This is a genomic window from Ruegeria sp. BHSC029 (assembly GCF_059613085.1).
Map to the genome: position 1 here is coordinate 624,847 of NZ_JBXWRU010000002.1, position 18,079 is coordinate 642,925.

16 protein-coding genes are annotated in these 18,079 nt (G+C 64.8%); 5 read left to right on the forward strand and 11 right to left on the reverse strand.

Annotated elements, in window-relative coordinates; all coding sequences use genetic code 11:
* Nucleotides 1-26: 26 nt before the first annotated feature.
* The 6 genes from ileS to AC2FML_RS06830 form a co-directional block, all read right to left on the reverse strand.
* The gene (gene ileS, locus AC2FML_RS06805) at nucleotides 27-2,945 is read right to left on the reverse strand and encodes an isoleucine--tRNA ligase (protein WP_496782484.1); all 2,919 of its coding nucleotides are present in this window, start codon (nucleotides 2,943-2,945) and stop codon (nucleotides 27-29) included.
* Between the two features lie 166 nt (nucleotides 2,946-3,111).
* Nucleotides 3,112-5,838 (reverse strand): DUF2339 domain-containing protein, encoded by a 2,727-nt coding sequence (locus tag AC2FML_RS06810; protein WP_496782486.1) that lies wholly within the window; start codon nucleotides 5,836-5,838, stop codon nucleotides 3,112-3,114.
* A gap of 107 nt (nucleotides 5,839-5,945) precedes the next feature.
* Nucleotides 5,946-6,656 carry a VIT1/CCC1 transporter family protein gene (locus AC2FML_RS06815; protein ID WP_170366677.1) on the reverse strand — a complete coding sequence of 237 codons (711 nt, stop codon included), beginning with the start codon at nucleotides 6,654-6,656 and terminating at the stop codon, nucleotides 5,946-5,948.
* Nucleotides 6,657-6,716: 60 nt separating this feature from the next.
* Entirely contained in the window at nucleotides 6,717-7,706 is a 990-nt protein-coding gene (locus AC2FML_RS06820; RefSeq protein ID WP_496734374.1) for a YcjF family protein, read from the reverse strand.
* Between the two features lie 3 nt (nucleotides 7,707-7,709).
* Nucleotides 7,710-8,153 (reverse strand): GNAT family N-acetyltransferase, encoded by a 444-nt coding sequence (locus tag AC2FML_RS06825; RefSeq protein ID WP_170358134.1) that lies wholly within the window; start codon nucleotides 8,151-8,153, stop codon nucleotides 7,710-7,712.
* A complete protein-coding gene (locus AC2FML_RS06830; protein WP_496782488.1) occupies nucleotides 8,150-9,562 on the reverse strand; it encodes a YcjX family GTP-binding protein in 1,413 nt (470 codons plus the stop codon). The genes AC2FML_RS06825 and AC2FML_RS06830 overlap by 4 nt, the downstream gene beginning before the upstream one ends.
* 112 nt (nucleotides 9,563-9,674) lie before the next feature.
* Here AC2FML_RS06830 and truA point away from each other — a divergent pair, with 112 nt between their 5' ends.
* On the forward strand, nucleotides 9,675-10,442 hold the full coding sequence (truA, locus tag AC2FML_RS06835; protein ID WP_496782490.1) for a tRNA pseudouridine(38-40) synthase TruA: 768 nt from the start codon (nucleotides 9,675-9,677) through the stop codon (nucleotides 10,440-10,442).
* 2 nt (nucleotides 10,443-10,444) lie between these two features.
* On the opposite strand, the gene AC2FML_RS06840 is transcribed toward truA, so the two are convergent.
* The 4 genes from AC2FML_RS06840 to AC2FML_RS06855 form a co-directional block, all read right to left on the reverse strand.
* On the reverse strand, nucleotides 10,445-11,377 hold the full coding sequence (locus AC2FML_RS06840) for a nickel/cobalt transporter (protein WP_496782492.1): 933 nt from the start codon (nucleotides 11,375-11,377) through the stop codon (nucleotides 10,445-10,447).
* Nucleotides 11,362-11,991, reverse strand: coding sequence for a DUF1007 family protein (locus AC2FML_RS06845; protein ID WP_367648534.1), 630 nt, complete (start codon nucleotides 11,989-11,991; stop codon nucleotides 11,362-11,364). The genes AC2FML_RS06840 and AC2FML_RS06845 overlap by 16 nt, the downstream gene beginning before the upstream one ends.
* A gap of 86 nt (nucleotides 11,992-12,077) precedes the next feature.
* Nucleotides 12,078-12,893 (reverse strand): thioesterase family protein, encoded by an 816-nt coding sequence (locus tag AC2FML_RS06850; RefSeq protein ID WP_480695159.1) that lies wholly within the window; start codon nucleotides 12,891-12,893, stop codon nucleotides 12,078-12,080.
* A gap of 1 nt (nucleotide 12,894) precedes the next feature.
* A complete protein-coding gene (locus AC2FML_RS06855) occupies nucleotides 12,895-14,130 on the reverse strand; it encodes an acyl-CoA dehydrogenase family protein (protein ID WP_496782494.1) in 1,236 nt (411 codons plus the stop codon).
* Between the two features lie 129 nt (nucleotides 14,131-14,259).
* On the opposite strand from AC2FML_RS06855, the gene AC2FML_RS06860 reads away from it, so the two are divergent.
* Nucleotides 14,260-15,195 carry a 2-hydroxyacid dehydrogenase gene (locus AC2FML_RS06860; protein ID WP_496782496.1) on the forward strand — a complete coding sequence of 312 codons (936 nt, stop codon included), beginning with the start codon at nucleotides 14,260-14,262 and terminating at the stop codon, nucleotides 15,193-15,195.
* A 7-nt stretch (nucleotides 15,196-15,202) separates the two neighbouring features.
* Here the strand turns inward: AC2FML_RS06860 and AC2FML_RS06865 are convergent, their stop codons facing one another.
* Nucleotides 15,203-15,592, reverse strand: a complete 390-nt coding sequence (locus tag AC2FML_RS06865; protein WP_496782552.1) for a hypothetical protein — start codon at nucleotides 15,590-15,592, stop codon at nucleotides 15,203-15,205.
* Nucleotides 15,593-15,736: 144 nt separating this feature from the next.
* Here AC2FML_RS06865 and AC2FML_RS06870 point away from each other — a divergent pair, with 144 nt between their 5' ends.
* The 3 genes from AC2FML_RS06870 to AC2FML_RS06880 all read left to right on the forward strand — a co-directional run bounded on the left by AC2FML_RS06870 (nucleotide 15,737) and on the right by AC2FML_RS06880 (nucleotide 18,049).
* A complete protein-coding gene (locus AC2FML_RS06870; protein ID WP_170358122.1) occupies nucleotides 15,737-16,570 on the forward strand; it encodes a bifunctional allantoicase/(S)-ureidoglycine aminohydrolase in 834 nt (277 codons plus the stop codon).
* A gap of 111 nt (nucleotides 16,571-16,681) precedes the next feature.
* Nucleotides 16,682-17,005, forward strand: a complete 324-nt coding sequence (locus AC2FML_RS06875; protein ID WP_170337821.1) for a hypothetical protein — start codon at nucleotides 16,682-16,684, stop codon at nucleotides 17,003-17,005.
* Between the two features lie 54 nt (nucleotides 17,006-17,059).
* Nucleotides 17,060-18,049: a type I glyceraldehyde-3-phosphate dehydrogenase gene (locus AC2FML_RS06880; RefSeq protein WP_496782498.1), complete on the forward strand. Its 990-nt coding sequence runs from the start codon at nucleotides 17,060-17,062 to the stop codon at nucleotides 18,047-18,049.
* The last annotated feature ends 30 nt before the right edge of the window (nucleotides 18,050-18,079 follow it).

Sequence of the window (18,079 nt, forward strand, 5' to 3'; positions counted from 1 at the left end):
GATGGCGGGGGTTTCAGGGATCATTTTCAGCTCAGCGCCGTATCGCATCGGCCGCAGACGCCGGGATGGGCGTGGCGTCCCACATCCGGCAGGATCTTCCAGCAGCGCTGGCACTTGGCCCCTTCGGCCTTTTCGAACACAACACCGACGCCCTCGATCTCGGGCAGGCGGAACGCTTCGGCCGGGGCCGGGTCGGCGGTGACGGTCAGGCCCGAGGTGATGCACAGATCATCTACGTCGAAGGTCGCCAGCAGGTCGCGGGTTTCCGCATCCTCGACATGCACGATCGGCGCGGCTTCGAGGCTGGAGCCGATGACCTTGTCGCGGCGCTGCACTTCAAGCGCGGCGGTCACCGCACGGCGTACACGGCGGATCTTGGCCATGTTCGCCTCGAGCTCGGCATCGCGCCAATCGGCAGGCGTGTCGGGGAAGTCGACCAGATGCACCGAGCTGTCCTCGCCCGGGAACCGCTCGAGCCAGACCTCTTCCATCGTGAAGACCAGAATCGGCGCCAGCCAGGTAGTCAGACGGTGGAACAGGATGTCCAGCACCGTGCGCGCGGCCCGGCGGCGCGGGGTGTCCCCGTCGCAATACAGCGCATCCTTGCGCACGTCGAAATAGAAGGCCGACAGGTCGACCGTGGCAAAATTGAACACCGCGCTGAACACGCCTTGGAAGTCGAACGCGGCATAACCCTTGCGGACCTGCTCGTCCAACTCGGCCAGGCGGCTGAGCACCCAGCGTTCCAGACGCGGCATCTCGGCCGGATCGATCCGGTCGGCCTCGGTGAAGTCGGCCAGCGAGCCCAGCATGAAGCGCATCGTGTTGCGCAGCCGGCGATAGCTATCGGCGACCCCTTTCAGAATTTCCGGCCCGATCCGCTGGTCGGCGGTATAGTCGGTCTGGGCCACCCAAAGGCGCAGGATGTCGGCACCGTATTGCTTGACGACCTCTTCCGGCACGATGGTATTGCCGAGCGATTTGGACATCTTGTTGCCCTTCTCGTCCAGCGTGAACCCGTGCGTAACCACATTGCGATACGGCGCGCGGCCGATCGTGCCGCAGGCCTGCAACATCGAGGAATGGAACCATCCGCGATGCTGGTCGGTGCCCTCCATGTAGACATCGGCAATGCCGTCGTCGGTGCCATCTTCACGGTCGCGCAGAACGAACGCATGGGTCGAGCCCGAGTCGAACCACACGTCCAGTACGTCGAACACCTGGTCATAATCGTCGGGGTTCACGATGCCATCCAGCACCTGCTGTTTGAAGCCGTCGGTGTACCAGACATCGGCGCCGTATTCTTCGAACGCGGCCTTGATGCGGGTGTTCACGTCCGGGTTGCGCAGCAGATAGTCCTGGTCGGTGGGCAGAGCGCCCTTCTTGGTGAAGCACGTGAGTGGCACACCCCAGGCACGCTGGCGCGACAGAACCCAGTCGGGGCGCGCCTCGATCATCGAATACAGGCGGTTGCGGCCCGAGGGCGGCGTCCATTTCACCAACTCGTCGATCGAGCGCAGGGCGCGTTCGCGGATAGTGCCGCCCATTTCGTCCATGCCATCGTCCAGCTTTCGGTCGACGGACACGAACCATTGCGGTGTGTTGCGATAGATGATCGGCGCCTTGGACCGCCACGAATGCGGATAGCTGTGCTTGATCTTGCCACGCGCCAGCAGCCCGCCGACCTCGGCCAGCTTGTCGATCACGGCCTTGTTCGCATCGCCCTCGCCGCCCTTGCGCGACAGGATGTACTTGCCGCCGAAGAACGGCATGTCAGCGCGGAAGCTGCCGTCGTCCATCACGTTGTAGGTGATGACCTGTTCCAGCATGCCCAGATCGCGGTACAGCTCGAATTCCTCCATCCCGTGCGAGGGCGCGCAATGGACGAAGCCGGTGCCTTCGGTATCGGTCACGAAATCGGCCGCGCGGAAATCGCGGATGTCGTCCCATTCGCCGTTGGACCCTTCGGCCCCGGCCAGCGGGTGCTGCAGCTGGATCTTGGCCAGATCGTCCTGCGTGACGTCGCACAGGCGGCGGTACATGGTATCGTCCAGCCGCGCCCGCGCAAACACGTCGGCGGCCAGACTGTCGGCCAGCAGGTACCGGTCACCGATCCGGGCCCAGCAATCCTCGGGGCGGCCGGTCACTTCGTACAGCCCGTACGAGATGTCCTTGCCGTATACCACGGCCTTGTTCGACGGCATGGTCCAAGGCGTCGTGGTCCAGATTACCACATAGGCGTTGTCCAGCGTGGTGTCGCCGGTGTTCACCACCTTGAACTTCACCCAGATGGTGAAGCTCTCCTTGTCGTGATATTCGACCTCGGCCTCGGCCAGGGCGGTCTTCTCGATCGGCGACCACATCACCGGTTTCGAGCCCTGATACAGCGTGCCGTTCATCAGGAACTTCATGAACTCGTCCGCGATCACCGCCTCGGCGTGATAGTCCATAGTGACGTAGGGATCGGCCCAGTTGCCGGTGATGCCCAGGCGCTTGAACTCCTCGCGCTGGATGTCGATCCAGCCTTCGGCGAACTTGCGGCACTCCTGGCGGAAGTCGATGACCGGAACCTCGTCCTTGTTCTTGCCCTTCTTGCGGTACTGTTCCTCGATCTTCCATTCGATCGGCAGGCCGTGGCAGTCCCAGCCGGGCACATAGCGCGCGTCAAAGCCCATCATCTGGTGGCTGCGCACGATCATGTCCTTGATCGTCTTGTTCAGCGCGTGGCCGATATGCAGGTGCCCGTTGGCATAGGGCGGGCCGTCATGCAGCGTGAAGGGCTTGCGACCCTGTTTGTCGCGCAGGCGGTCATAGACGCCGATCTTTTCCCAGCGGTCCAGCCATGCGGGCTCGCGCTTGGGCAGGCCGGCGCGCATGGGGAATTCGGTTCGGGGCAGATTCAGCGTGTCTTTGTAGTCGGGTGTCTGGGTCGTGTCGGCGCACATGGAGAGGCGTCCCTTGGATGATCTTGGCGTGTTTGGATCGAAGCGGTCGGTGCGATGAACTCAAGCACCTTTGCCCGGCGTCTCGGAAACTCAGAGCGCCGGGGAAATAATTCGAATGATAATGGCCAAAACGTCTTGCATGGCCGGGCTTATAGGCCGGTTGCGCCTATTGGTCCAGAGCTTCCGGCCCCTGCGGCGAATGGCGCAGCTTGGCCCAGCGGTTCAGCCAGGCCAGACCCGCCAGCGCCAGCCCCAAGGCCAGCAACGAAAACACCCGGATCAGACCGCCCAGCCCCGAGATGTCGATCAGGAACACCTTGGCCACCGCCAGCCCGATCACCGCCAGCCCGGCCTTGCGCATCACGTCCGACCGACGCGCCAGCGACTGATAGAACAGCGCTCCGCCGATCAACAGCAGGGCGAGCGTATAGGTATAAAGCTCGGGCTGGGATACGCCGTTGCCTTCATACATGCCTGCCGCGCCCTGCCAGAAATGCCGGATTGTCAGGCCCAGCCACAAGGCGCCCAGCGCAACGGACACCCCCTGACAGGCCAGCCGCAACTGCGCCGACATCTTGGGGGTCCGCCACGCGGACAGGCCGATGACGAGGGCCGGCAGCAGATAGGCAATGGCAAGCGTGTTCAAGACTGGAGGCCCCAGAACAGGATCTGCCCCAAAACGCAAAACAGGGTTGGCCACTGTCGCAGCCAGCGCCAGCCACAACAGGCCATGCGCGGCGAAGAATACGCCCAATGCGACCCGCACCCAGTTCAGTCGCCCGCCCAGCGCAAAGCGCTGCACCTGCGCAAAGGCCAGCAGCAGCCAAATGGCCGACAGCAGGCCCAGCCCCCAATGGCTGTCGTCGGCACCGCCTTCGCCGAGCCCTTCCAACCAGCGCAACAGCAGCAGAGACACCAGAACGCCGCCCGTCGCCCACGCTGCGCTGTCCAGCATGACATTGGCGACCGGGCGGTCCAACGGGCGCAGCATCCACCATGCGGCAAGATAGCCTGCAACCGCAGCTCCATAGACCAGAGACATTTCCGGAACCGGCGCGTGCAGCGCCCAGTCCAGACCCGGGTTCAGGATCAGCCGGAACGTGACGGTGACGACTCCGGCCCAGATGAACCAGCTCATCGGTGGCAGGTTGAACCGCCGGTCCAGCGCCGCCGCCGCGATGATCGTGACCACGAAAGCGATGGTCAGCGCCGCCGAGCTGAGCACGATCACGCAGCCGAAGGTCAAGCAGGACAGGGCCGACAGCGTGGCCAAAGCCGGACGCATCCGGGCCTCGCCATCCACGCGGGCAAAGCGCTCGGCCAGTACCACCATCAGCGCTGCAAGCGCGACCGCATGCAGGGCCCAGGGGTAAGCGCCGATCACGCTGGCCGGGCGCCAGCCAAGCTCAAGCGCGATGGCCAGCGCCGGGGCGTACAGCGCGGCGGCACCGGCCCAGACCAGCGGGTACCGCCCACCCCGGAACGACCGCCATGCCGCCAGAAGAGAGATCACCGCGCCCAACGCAACCAGCCAGGTCACGGCCAACGGAAAATCGGCCTCGGGCGTTTCGGAATAGGTCTGCCAGAACCCACGCGCCACCGCGCCGTCATCAAATCCATGCGTGAATACGAAACCACCCAGCCCCAAGGCAGGCAGCGCGGTCATGTCCTGCAGGGCCGGCGCGTCCTTTGCCCAGATCAGCAGGGCGAAAGTCAGCCCGGCCAGCAGGATCACAGCCAGCCAGAACTCACCGCGCGTATCGGCCCATTGCAGCGCCAGAATGGCCGAGCTTGCCAGCACCGCCCCAAAGGCCAGGCGCGTCGGAAATTCGGGCCACGGACCACTGGTTTTTCTGACTAGGAGTTCGCTGAACATCGCGCCGTCGTGATCGGGCCAGATCCGGCGCACGGGAATGGCAATGGCGATCACGGCAATGGCGGCCACGTAGACGAGGAAAGCCGGTTCCGTGATCGGCGAACCCGTCACCAGCAAAAGGCCCGCCAAATAGGCGCCCACCAGCGACAGCACCGACACCCAGGCCCAGCGCCGCACCGTGTCGATCCCAAGCCCCAGCCCGGTGATCACGAAGAAATATCCGTACAGCCAAGACGGGTCAGCCGAATCGCCACCCACGACGAAAGGTGCAGCAAAGGCTCCGATCAACCCGATCGCCGCCAGCAGCGGGCCGTGGAACCAGCCCAGAACCAGCCCGACAAGAGCGATGGCGATCATGCCCGCCAAGGCCGCCTCGGGGCCGATCAGGTCATAGAGCTGGCGCGCCGCCAGAACGCCGCCAAACAGCGTGACCAGCCCCGCGCCGGAAAACACCGAAGGCAGATAGGCAGTCGCCGAGGACTCGTCATCGCCGTATCGGCGCCGGACGACCTCTCCGGCCACGATCAGCAGCGCGCCGAAACCCAAGGCCGCCAACACGCGCGCGGTGGGCGGCAGCAACCCGTTTTCGACCCCGTATTGCACCAAGAAAATCCCCGCCAGCGCCAGCGATAGGGCGGATACGGCATAGAACCAGTTCTCGCGCAGCCACGCGCTCAGATCGTCAAACCGCTCGGCGCGGAACACCACTGCGGCCGGAGGCGATGCACTCTCAGTGACAGTTGCCGATTCTTCAGCGTCAGGCCGTTGGTCCGGCGTCGGTGGGCTTTCCTGTTTCGGCGGGCCCCAAGGGGCCGGTCGCGGTTCAGGCGTCGGTGCTTCGATTGGCGCGGACTGCGTCTGTGGTGGCCGCTCCGCGTCCGGTTGCGGCCCGGCACCCAACCGACTCTCCAACTGCTCGACCCGCCGCCGCAGACGGGCATGGCCGACCAGCAAGACGACAATAGATACCGGCATCGCCAAAACGACCAAGCCAACAAGAACAAGCAGAGATTCCAAACCGCACCTCCGGGCAACTCTGCATTACAGGCTATCCTGTGCAGGCGCGGTAAGACAGTCGGGAAATCCCGAATGGTTTCAGCCTGTTGCGATCTGACGCCAGTGATCTAGGGATGGAACATGGACCCGACGAGATAGGCAATTGCCGCCGCCGCACCACCGATCGCCAGCGTCTCAAGCCCCGAGCGCCACCAGGGCGCCAGCGACCACCGGCTTTTCATCGCGCCGATGGCAAAGAACACGCCCAGTGTCATCAGGACCGAGGCTGGAAACGCGCCCTCGACACCCAACAGGAACGGCACGAGCGGAACCATGCCGGCCACGACAAAGGCCGCGAAGGTGGCCGCGGCGGCCTTGAGCGGATGCGGATCGACGCTGCCCAGCCCGTATTCGCCCTCGATCATCAGGTTGATCCAGGTATCCTGATCGGCGGTGATCGCATCGGTTGCCTGTTCCAACACCCGGCCCGACAAGCCCTTGCGGGACAGGATCTCCAGCACCTCGCCGCGCTCGCCGTCGGGGTAGAGGCGGATGTGGCGCTCTTCGATGGCGCGGATCCGTCGGATATTGTCCAGCTCGGCCTTGGTCCCCGAGTAGTTGCCCGCCGCCATCGAAAACCCGTCGGCCAGCACGTTGGCCAGGCCCAAGGCCACGATGACGAAGGGCGACAGCCCGGCCCCGGCCACGCCCGCCACGATGGCCAGCGTGGTCACCGAACCGTCGATCCCGCCATAGACCACGTCACGCAGGAACCCGCGCCCGGGTGGGGCGTCGATCCGGTCTGCGATTTCCTGTTGGCTGTGGCCGTGATCTGCCATGGCTGGTCTCCCTTCCGGGAGATTGTGCCCTGCGCAGCGGCCCGTTGGCTTTGCGGCAGATCAACCCTTGGAAAACAGCCCGCTCAGCGCGCGCGAGATCATGCCGCGGGTCGACGGCCTGTGGCGGTCCGAGAAGGGCAGCGGTCGGCAGACCTCCATCGCGGCCACGCCGACGCGGGCGCTGAGGGCGCCGTTGACCAGCCCCTCGCCAAAGCGGCGCGACAGCTTGCTGAGGACCGACCCGCCCAGAACCGGTTCGAGCAGGTCGTCACCCACGGCCACCGCGCCCGTGGCCACTAGGTGAACGAACACTGCTCGGGTCAATCGCCAGCCCCCCAGGAATCCGGCCCGCCCGCCATAGATTTCGGCAATCCGGCGGATCATCCGCAAAGAGGCCAGCAGCGCCGTCGCCACATCGGCCAACGCCAGCGGCACCAGCGCCGTCACCGTCGCGACCTGGCGCGCGGCGGCCTCGACCTCGCGGCTGGCGGCGGCGTCGAGCGGGGCCAGCAATTCATCCTCGACCAGTCCCAGCAGGCCCGAAGCGTCGAACTGGTCCTCGATCCGTTCGACCAGACGGTCGCGGCCCCAGCGCGTATCCTCGCGCCCGCGATAGAACGCGATCAGGCGCTGCGTCACGGCCCGGGCCTGTGCCAGATCGGCATCGGCCAGCGCGGCATCGGCGGCGCGGCGCATCCCGTCCACCCGCGACAGCCGGCCCAGCGCGGCCAGTTCGCGCAGCGCGATCAGCAGGGCCACCAGCACTAGCGCGCAAATCATGCCGGTCACGATCCAGCCCAGCACCGGCACGCTGGCGATCAACGAGGTGGCGAAATTCCATGCGACGACAGAGACCGCCGCCCCCACGACCGCAACCGCCAGCCCCCAGAACCACCGCCCAAGAATCGACGGCTTGCGCGCGGCCAGCCGGGCCGCGGCCTGCATCGCCTGCCCCTGGGGCGGCGCGATATCCGGTACCGGCGCGGCCTTCGACACGTCGGCGGACGGGGCATCCTCGTCAAGCTCGATCAGAACCGGACCCTTGGCCATGCGTCACTCCTTTTTCCGCCATACGAACCGAATGTCCGGCAGTTGTTCATCATTGTCGGCCCCGTCGCTGCGGGCCACTTCTATAAAGCCGTGCCGTTCGTAGAACCGGCACGCGCCCGTGTTGGCCTGAAACGCATACAGCGCCAGTTCTCGCCGACCTGCCTTGGCGCTGTCCAGCAGTTCTGTGCCGATCCCCTGATTCCGCGCAGGGGGACTCAGGTACAGGCAATGAACCTCGGTTCCGTCCATGGCCAAAAAGCCTGCGACCTTGCCGCCCTGTTCGGCAACTGTGACCCATCCTTTGTCGATCATCTGCCCACAAAAAGCGATGGCTTCAGCCCCCGAATGCAGCTCGGGCATCCAGTCGTTTTCGCGTGCAAAGCCGTGCAGGATCTCTCCGACCGCCCCAGCGTCGAGGCTGCGCGCGGGCCTGAGGGTGACGGTCACAGCCGGTCTCCGATCAGGAACTGCGCGGCGCGGTCCAGCCGGATATGCGGCGGGCCGTCACCGGGGCGCAGCGACAGATGCGCCGGGGCAAAGGTCATGAACCCGTACTCCTCGCCCAACCAGGTGTCGGCCCCCTTACGCGCAGGATTAAGCAGATGGGCGGGGTCTTCGGGCAGCTCTCCGGGGTAGAAGGCCGCCTGTTTTCCATTCTCCAAACTACCGCGCACGCAGGGCAGTTCGACGCCGTTGTGATTGCGGATCTCTTCGGTCGTCACGCGCAGCGCGGCGATGGACATGGCGGCGGTTTCGGCCCCGGCGAACCTGGCGCGGTCGCGCGCCTCGCGGGTCAGGGCCTCCATGATCGCGGTCAGGCGCGGGTGCTGCAGGTGGTGCAGGTGATCGGCCTTGGTGGCCGCGAACAGGATGCGTTCGACCCGCTTGCCCAGCAACATCTGGCTGAGCCACGCATTGCGGCCGGGCCGGAAGGCCGACAGGATGTCGCCCATGGCGCGGCGCATGTCCTCGACCGCCTGCGGACCCTTGTGAATCGCGCCCAGCGCGTCTACCAGCACCACCTGCCGGTCGATCCGGGCGAAATGATCCCGGAAAAAGGGCTTCACCACCTGCGATTTGTAGGCCTCGAACCGGCGCTCCATCTCGCGGTGCAGGCTGCGGCGGCGCGCGGCGCTCTCGACCGGCAACGGCGCAAAGGTCAGCACCGGCGACCCGGCCAGATCGCCCGGCAGCAGGAACCGGCCCGGCGTGCAGTCATAAAACCCCGCATCCCGCGCGGCAGTCAGATAGTCGGCAAAGCCCCGCGACAGGGCCTGCGCGGTGGGTTCATCATGGGGGTCGGCCGGATCAACGGATTTGACCTGGGCCAGGAAATCGGCGGCTGCCGGACGCTGCGCGATCCGCTCCAACGTTTCGCGCGACCAGTCGTCATAGGTTTTTTCGAGCAGTGCCAGATCCAGCAGCCATTCGCCGGGATAGTCGACGATGTCCAGATGCACGGTGCGTGGCCCCTGCAGGCCAGCCAGCAGCCCGGCAGGGCGGACCTTGAACGACAGGCGCAGCTCGGACACGGCGCGGGTGCTGTCGGGCCAATGGGGCTGAAGCCCGGTCAGTGCCGACAGGTGCGATTCATAATCGAACCGGGGCACTGTGTCGTCGGGCTGCGGCTGCAGGTAGGCGGCGTTGATGCGCCCCTCCTGTTGGGCGACCAGGCCGGGCATCCTCCCCCGGTCCAGCAGGTTGGCCACCAGCGACGTGATGAACACCGTCTTGCCCGACCGCGCAAGACCGGTGACGCCCAGCCGCACGACCGGTTCGAAAAACGTCTCGGACACGCGGTCGCCGACGGATTCGACGCCGCGCACAAGACTGTCTGCCAGTGATGAGATGACCAAACCGCCGCCCCGCATTTCTTGTTTGTCCCAAGATAGGTAGCCGCTGCCCCGGTTGCCAGCGCTTTTGCCGCCTGCCCTTGCCCGGGCGCGCCCGGCAGGGTACCAGCAGCCCATGCCCAGATACGCGTTGAAAGTCGAATACCAAGGTGAACGGTTTGCCGGATGGCAGCGGCAGAAAGAGCTGCCCTCGGTCCAGGGCGCCATCGAGGCAGCCCTATCGAAACTGCAGACCGGGTCACACACGATCGCGGCCGCGGGGCGCACGGATGCGGGCGTTCACGCGCTGGGGCAAGTGGCCCATTGCGACCTTGAAAAAGATTGGGACCCGTTCCGCCTGTCCGAGGCGCTGAACTATCACCTCAAGCCGTTGCCGGTGGCGATTCTCAAGGCCGCGCGGGTGGCGGATGACTGGCATGCGCGGTTCTCGGCCATCGAGCGGCAATACCTGTTCCGCATCCTGGTCCGCCGTGCGCCCGCGACCCATGACAAGGGCCAGGTCTGGCAGATCGGGCATCCGCTGGATGTCGCCGCGATGCAGGAAGGGGCCGACATGCTGATCGGGCGGCACGATTTCACCACCTTCCGGTCCTCGATCTGCCAGGCGGCCAGCCCGGTCAAGACGCTGGATGAACTGCGCGTCGAACAGGTTCAGGGCTTTTCCGGCCCCGAGGTGCATTTCCACGTCCGCGCCCGGTCCTTCCTGCACAACCAGGTGCGCAGCTTCGTCGGCACGCTGGAACGGGTCGGCGCGGGTGCCTGGACACCGCAGGACGTGCGCGATGCGCTCGAGGCTGCCGACCGCGCGGCCTGCGGGCCGGTGTGTCCGCCGCAAGGTTTGTACCTGGCGCGGGTGGGCTACCCCGATCCTGTTTTCGACTGACGTCAGAGCGCGCGCAGCAGCAATCCACCGGCGATCACCGCGATCAGCAGCCCGGCCACCAGTTCGATCGTGGGCGCCAGCACGGCCGCGAACCGCGTAGCCGAGGCCGAGGCCAAGAGCCCGCCCCGCAACCCGAACGACGTCCAGCCAACCAGGGTGGTGACGGTCGCGGTGCCCAGCGCCATGGCAAAGGCCCCGGCGATACCGACCATCGCGATGCCCATCTGCCAGGTCAGGATCAGCACGAACAAAGCTCCGGTACACGGTCGCGCGGCGATGCCGGCGATCAGGATCAGCGCCTCGCGCAGGCTGCCGACCTGGGCCACCTCTTCCGCGGTGGGGCCGTGACGATGCCCGCAATCGGAACAGACCTCACCGTCGTGGTGGTGATGCCCGTGATCATGATGATGGTGATGGTCATGCGGGGCACTGTCCGCACGACCGCGCCGGGCGAAACTGCGCAGCGACCGCAGAACCAGCCACAGCCCGATGGCCGCGATCGCGCCATAGCTGACCGGGGCCATGATCTGCTCGGTGACGCCGACCAGGCTTTGCCGCGACATCTGGAACACCAGAACGCCTGCATAAACCAGAACGATGGCCGTCACGGCCTGCCCCAGCGAGGACAGCACGCTGATCGCCGACAGGCGCAGAAAGGCGACATTGCGGCCCAGCCCGTACCCTCCGATCAGCACCTTGCCATGGCCCGGCCCCACCGCATGGAAGAACCCATAGGCAAAACAGACGGCCAGCAGCGTGGCCACGGCCTCGGGCTGTTCGGCCCGCGCGGCCCGAAGGGCTCGGGCGATCTGGTTCTGGAATTCCCGCTGCTCGCCCGCGGCCCAGGACGCTAGGCTGTCAAAACCACCGCTGCCCCAGAACCACAGCAGCAGCGCAATCGCCAGACCGACCGGCAGGATCAGGTAGCGGGACATGAAACGCGGATCTCGGTGGCAAAGCGTTCACCGACCAGAGGGATGTCGTTCTCCTCGAGGTCATAGTCGGCGTCCAGTGTCAGCAGAAAGGCCTGCATCTGGGCCAGTTCGCCGTCGATATCCGGCTCGAACCTGTCGATCCGGCAGGTTTCAGGCCCGGAAACGGTGACCGGGCGCGTCACCTCGTAGGCGGTATAGAATGTCTCGTCATAGGGTTTGGCCGATAGGCTTTGGGCAACCACCGGGTCGCCCTCGACCTTGCGCAGATGGGTGGTCACGATGCGGCCATCCTCGGTCGTGGCGCGTGGCTCCAGCGGGCCGGACAAGGCAACCGGCTGATCGGCAGCCAGGATGACCAGATCGCCGTTGTATCCTTCGACCCACTGCGCGTCGAAACCGGCGAGGCGCTGCTCCTCCGCCTCGGACAGTACGCCGTCGCCGTCCTGATCCAACCTCATGTCTTCGAGCACAAGCAGCGAGTAGAACTCGTCATAGGCCCAGGTGACGCGGACATGGGTCAGGTTGCCCGACTCGTCCACGATGAATTCCAGCCCGGTGTCGATGAAGACATGCGGGTGCGCCACCGCGGTAAACGGCAGGCAACAGGCGAACAAGGTGGGTATCCAGCGCATGAACGCGAAGATAGGGTGCCCGACCGGCGCTGGCAACGCGGTTCGGCGGTAAGCACGGATTTTGCCGCTCATTTCGGCGGAAACAGGACCAGCGTCTGCAGCGCCGTGCCGATCGGGCCTTGAGTATCGTACAGAACCGACTGCGACATCCCGATGCCGCTGGGCTGCCAGTGCGACACGGAGTCCGAGGCGAGCCAGTCGGACGTCGGCTCGCGGTGGATCTGCACCGTCAGGTCGGTGTTCATGAACCCCATTTCCGAAGTCGGCGCATTCCACGAAATTCCGTTGCCGCAATCGGCCAGCGGGCACAGCGACTGGATCGGAGAGGGGGTTTCACCCTCGAGCAGAGGCGGGGTGCGCATCCAGATGGTTTTCGGCCCCGCCCCCTGGTTGCCGCCTTTGGGATAGGCCACTTCGGAATGATGGGCAAAGCCGGGCAGGTCATGCCGCATTTCGCCGATGGGAAACGGGCCGTCTTCGATCTGCGACAGGTCGGGGCCTTGGATCGCCACATTCGGCACCGGCCCCAGATCCCGGCGCGCCAGATGCATCGTGGTGGCGGTCGCGCACAGCGTATCGTCCAGGTCATGCACCGTGACGCGCGTGGTGGCCAGCGTCTTGGTGTGGCGCACGGTCTCGGCGGCCACGCGAAGACCGGACAGAGGCAGCGGGCGCAGCAGATCGACCGTCAGGCGGGTCAGCATCTTGTCGGGGCCGACCTCGATCTCGGCCGCGCGCACGATCAGGCCCGCAACCGGGCCGGCATGACAGTGGTCGGCCGACCACGGCCCGCGCGCCGGGTCATTTCCGACAAAGGCCCCGTCGGGCGCGACCCGGAAATAGGCGGTCTCTCCCACCACTGGCTGCATCGCCGCGTCCTGCATCTCAGATCTTTTCCTGGGTATGCTTTTTCAGTTCGGCCCGCGCCACCTGACGGCGATGCACCGCATCCGGGCCATCGGCCAGCCGCAGCGTGCGCACATGGGTCCAGGCGGTGGCCAGCGGCGTATCCTGGCTGACGCCCTGCCCGCCGAACATCTGCACCGCCTCGTCGATTACCTTCAGCGCAACGCGCGGTGCCACGACCTTGATCTGGCTGATCCACGGGGCCGCCGCGCGCGCATCGCCCTGATCCATGTACCACGCGGCCTTCAGACACAGCAGGCGGGCCATCTCGATCTCCATCCGGCACTCGGCGATGATGTCGAAATTGGCACCCAGTTGCGCCAGCTTCTTGCCGAAGGCTTCGCGCTGCAGGGCGCGTTTGCACATCTGCTCCAGCGCCATCTCGGCCTGGCCGATCGCGCGCATGCAGTGATGGATACGACCGGGCCCGAGGCGCCCCTGCGCGATTTCGAACCCGCGGCCCTCGCCCAGCAGGATGTTCTCGGCCGGCACCCGGACATCGGTAAACCGAATATGCATGTGCCCGTGCGGCGCGTCGTCATGGCCGTACACTTCCATCGGGCGCAGGATCTCGATTCCCGGCGTGTCGGCGGGCACCACGATCATCGACTGGCGCTTGTGCTTGGGCAGGTCGTCGCCGCCGGTCTTGACCATCACGATGTAGACCTTGCAGCGCGGATCGCCCGCGCCGGACGACCACCATTTCTCGCCATTCAGAACATAGTCATCCCCGTCCCGCACGCAGGACATCGAGATATTCGTGGCATCCGACGAGGCCACATCCGGCTCGGTCATCAGATAGGCCGAGCGGATCTCGCCCTCGAGCAGCGGCTTGAACCACTGTTCCTTCATCGTCTCGGTGCCGTAGCGCTCGAACACCTCCATGTTGCCGGTGTCGGGGGCGGAACAGTTGAACACCTCGGCGCCCAGCGGGGTCTTGCCCATCTCTTCGGCGAAATAGGCGTATTCAACCGTGGTCAGGCCGAACCCCTTGTCGCTGTCGGTCAGCCAGAAATTCCACAGACCCGCCGCCTTGGCCTTGGCCTTCAAGCCTTCAAGGATCTCGGCCTGGCGTTCGGTGTACTGCCAGCGGTCGCCCTTGTTGATCTCGGCCTGGTATTCCTCTTCCAGGGGCATGATTTCGTTGCGGATCATGTCGCGGACCCGCTCCAGCAGCGCCCGGTTCTCCTCGCGCAAGACAAATGACATGTTCATGAAGAATCCTCCGTAGATCCCGGAACCGGGCTTTACCTTTGCGCCGAGGATGGCTTAGCTGCGGCAACTGTGTCCAGCCGCGTGACGGCACGTCACTTGCAATCAATTTGAAACGGAAGAGGGGCGCAGATGGCGTTGTTGATCGATACCGGGCTGTCCGACTGGATGAGCGATGCCGAGATTGCCGAAGAAGTACGGCAACATGCACCAACGGCCGATGTGCGCACGCCAAGCACCATTGGTGACCCGGCCGAGGTCACCATGGTGGCCGTTGTCGGCCTGCGGGACGATCACGCGACCCGCCTACCCAATCTGCAGCTGGTGCAAAAGTTGGGCGCCGGAGTCGAGACAATCGTGTCGAACCCCGCCCTGCCCGCGCATGTCCGCGTGGCCCGCCTGAAACCGGACGCCCCGGCGCAAGGCATCGCAGAGTGGTTTCTGGCCTATATCCTGTACGCTCACCGGAACATGGGCTTTCACGCGGACGCTCAGCGGCGGGCCGAGTGGTGGCCGAAAGCGCCGATGCTGACATCTGACACCGTAGTCGGAGTTCTGGGGCTGGGCCATATCGGCAGCCGTACTGCCCGCATGCTGCGCGATGTCGGGTTCCAGGTCATCGGCTGGAGCCGGTCGCCCAAGCAAATCGAAGATGTGACCTGTCTGCACGGGCAGGATGCTTTGCCGGGAATGCTGCGCGGTTGCGACCATGTCTGCGCGATCCTGCCCTCGACCCCCGAAACCATCGGCTTGTTTGACGCAGAAATGCTCGGCGCGATGAAGGACGGCAGCCAGTTGTTGAATGCGGGACGCGGCGACCTGATCGACGAGGAAGCCTTGATCGAGGCACTTGACCGGGGTCGTCCTGGGCGCGCGGTTCTCGATGTGACCGCACAAGAGCCGTTGCCCAAAGACAGCCCCTTATGGCGGCACTCGGCGGTCACGATCACACCGCATGTGTCGGGATGGCATCTGGGTGATGCGTTGGCGGATGTTGCCCGGAACTTTCTGCGGCTGAGTGCAGGTCAGCCCCTGCTGCACGAGGTGGATCGCAGCCGCGGCTACTGATCCGCGATTACGGCGTCAGAATCCAATTGCCGCTGGCATCCTTGCACTGACGGGTGCGGATTTCCGGGTTGGGCGCCGCCCCGGACGGCTGGACAAAGTGCTGGAAGTGAACGCAATTGTCCTTCACGTCCCGTATCCTGACCGTGCCTTTGGTGCCCGTTTTCTCGTTGACCCAGTTCCGCTCCTGCCCGACGCTTGGGTTCCCGCCTGCCAGCATCGAAGACGTCGTCGCGTCCAGAACCTGATAGTCGTCCGGGCTCAGCCCCATTTCGGCGATGATCCGGGACAGAGGCTTGGCATCGACCGCCCCCACGACACCCGACAAAAACAGCGCAAACAGGGCAGCAGGCAACCGGACAGTCATGCGAAACTCGCTTTCGTGAAAATTGATCTGCACCAAGAATATACATCCGAGCAATCAGGGCCAAGCCCCCGCGGCCGGACCTTCAAATAATGCCGAACAAACCTATCGGACTGCCGGCGCTATCGGCCCGCCGCTGATGCGACCATAGTAATCGCAAACCAAGCTTGAGGCACAGGAATGGCTCATCAAAATTACTACGCGCCCACCGGCGGGCTTCCGGACCAGACTCAGCTGCTGACCGACCGCGCCATGTTCACTGACGCCTATGCCGTCATCCCGAAAGGCACGATGCGCGACATCGTGACCAGCTTTCTGCCGTTTTGGGAACAGACCCGACTGTGGGTCCTTTCGCGCCCCCTCAGCGGGTTTGCCGAGACGTTTTCGCAATACATCATGGAGGTCCAGCCGGGCGGCGGCAGCGATACGCCCGAGACGGACCCGAAGGCTCAAGGCGTGGTCTTCGTCGTCGAAGGGTCGGTTACCCTGACCCTTGCGGGGCAGGTCCACGAGCTGGACACAGGGGGCTATGCCTACATTCCGCCCGGGTCCGATTGGACCTTGCACAACCGCTCTGACGCCGTGGCCCGGTTCCATTGGGTACGCAAGGCCTATGAGGCCGTACCCGGATTGCCGGCCCCCGATCCGATCATCACCAACGAACGCGACGTCGCCCCAACCCCAATGCCCGGCACCGAAGGTCGGTGGGCCACCACGCGCTTCGCGGACCCAAGTGATCTGCGCCATGACATGCATGTGAACATTGTCACGTTTGAACCAGGCGGGGTCATCCCCTTTGCCGAAACGCATGTCATGGAGCACGGGCTTTATGTGCTTGAGGGCAAGGCCGTCTATCGACTGAACCAGGATTGGGTCGAGGTCGAGGCCGGTGACTACATGTGGTTGCGCGCGTTCTGTCCTCAAGCCTGCTACGCGGGCGGGCCGGGGCGATTCCGGTATCTGCTCTACAAGGACGTCAATCGGCACATGCCGTTGAAACTGTCCACACGATGACCAGCAAAAGGTTCTGAAAACGGGCTTTTGCGTCGGCAGGGGTTCACAGGGACGGCGGAATTTGCTGAAATTAGAGGTGATTTCGTTTTGTTCATTCGTGGAGATTGGTCGATGAAACTGCGCGCCCCTCTGACGGCACTGGCCATGATCGGCCTCATGGTCGCCGTCGACACCGCCCCGGTCGTGGCGAAGGAAGCGACCAAAACCGTATCCGTCATGAGCCGCACATGGGCTGTGACGCAGGTTGCGGATGCCCCTGTCGTGTATCGTGCGACCCGCGACAACAACAACCTCAACCCGTTCGGCCCGCCGCCGCGCCTGCGCACTGTTCAGGCCATTGCGGCCATCCAGCAGGCAACCGGGTGCAAGGTGATCCGGTCAAGCATGTACCAGAATATTTCGGGCCAGTTCTTCTCGCAGGTCAGCTGCGGATAGCGGCGACGCCATACGGGCATTGAGGTCGGTCAAACGGCCTGCCATAGCTTGCGCATGAAACTCGCAATCAACGGATTCGGCCGCATCGGCCGCACGATCCTGCGGCAGGTCATGGCCCTGCCAGCGGGTTCGGATGTTCAAGTGGTACTGATCAACGACATCGCACCGCTGGAGACCTGTGCCTATCTGTTCAAGTACGACAGCACGTTCGGCCCCTATGCCGGTTCGGTCGAAACCAGCGCCGGGTCCTTGCAAGTGGATGGACATTCGATTCCACTGAGCCACAGCGACGACCTTGCCGATGTCGATCTGTCCGGCGTGGACGTGATGCTGGATTGCACGGGTATCGCGCGCAGTTCGGATGTCGCAATCCGGGGCCTGCAGGCAGGGGCTGGCAAGGTGCTGATTTCCGGCCCGTCCCCGGCCGCCGAGACAACGATTGTTCTGGGTGCCAACGAAGACATGCTGGGCAATGCCCGGATTGTATCGAACGCGTCCTGCACCACCAACGCGCTGGCGCCGCTGGCCAAGGTGATCGACGAGATCGGAGGCATCGCCTCAGCGCACATGACCACGATTCACTGCTACACAAACAGCCAGCCGATGGTGGACGCCCCGCGCGGCGACCTGGCGCGGTCGCGGGCCGGGGCCTTGTCGATGGTACCCACAACGTCAAGCGCGACCCATCTGATCGACGAGGTTCTGCCCCATCTGGCCGGACGTATTTCCGGTGCGGCGGTGCGGGTGCCCACTGCCAGCGTCTCGGCCATCGATCTGGTCGTGACCCTGCAAAATGGAATGGATCCGGAGCTGTTCTCTGCCGAATTGCGCCGCGCCGTCGAGGCATCAAAGGTGCTCGGCTGGATCGACTTGCCGCTGGTCTCGTCCGATCTGCGTACGCGACCGGAATCGCTGGTGATTGCCGGACCGGAAACACGAGTCGTCGGGCAAAATCAGGTCCGGGTTTTCGGATGGTATGACAATGAGTGGGGTTTTTCGGCCCGTATGCTCGATGTCGCCGGTATGATGGCTCAGACGGAATAGCCCGCAGCGCGCTTGGCGCTGCAGGGCTGA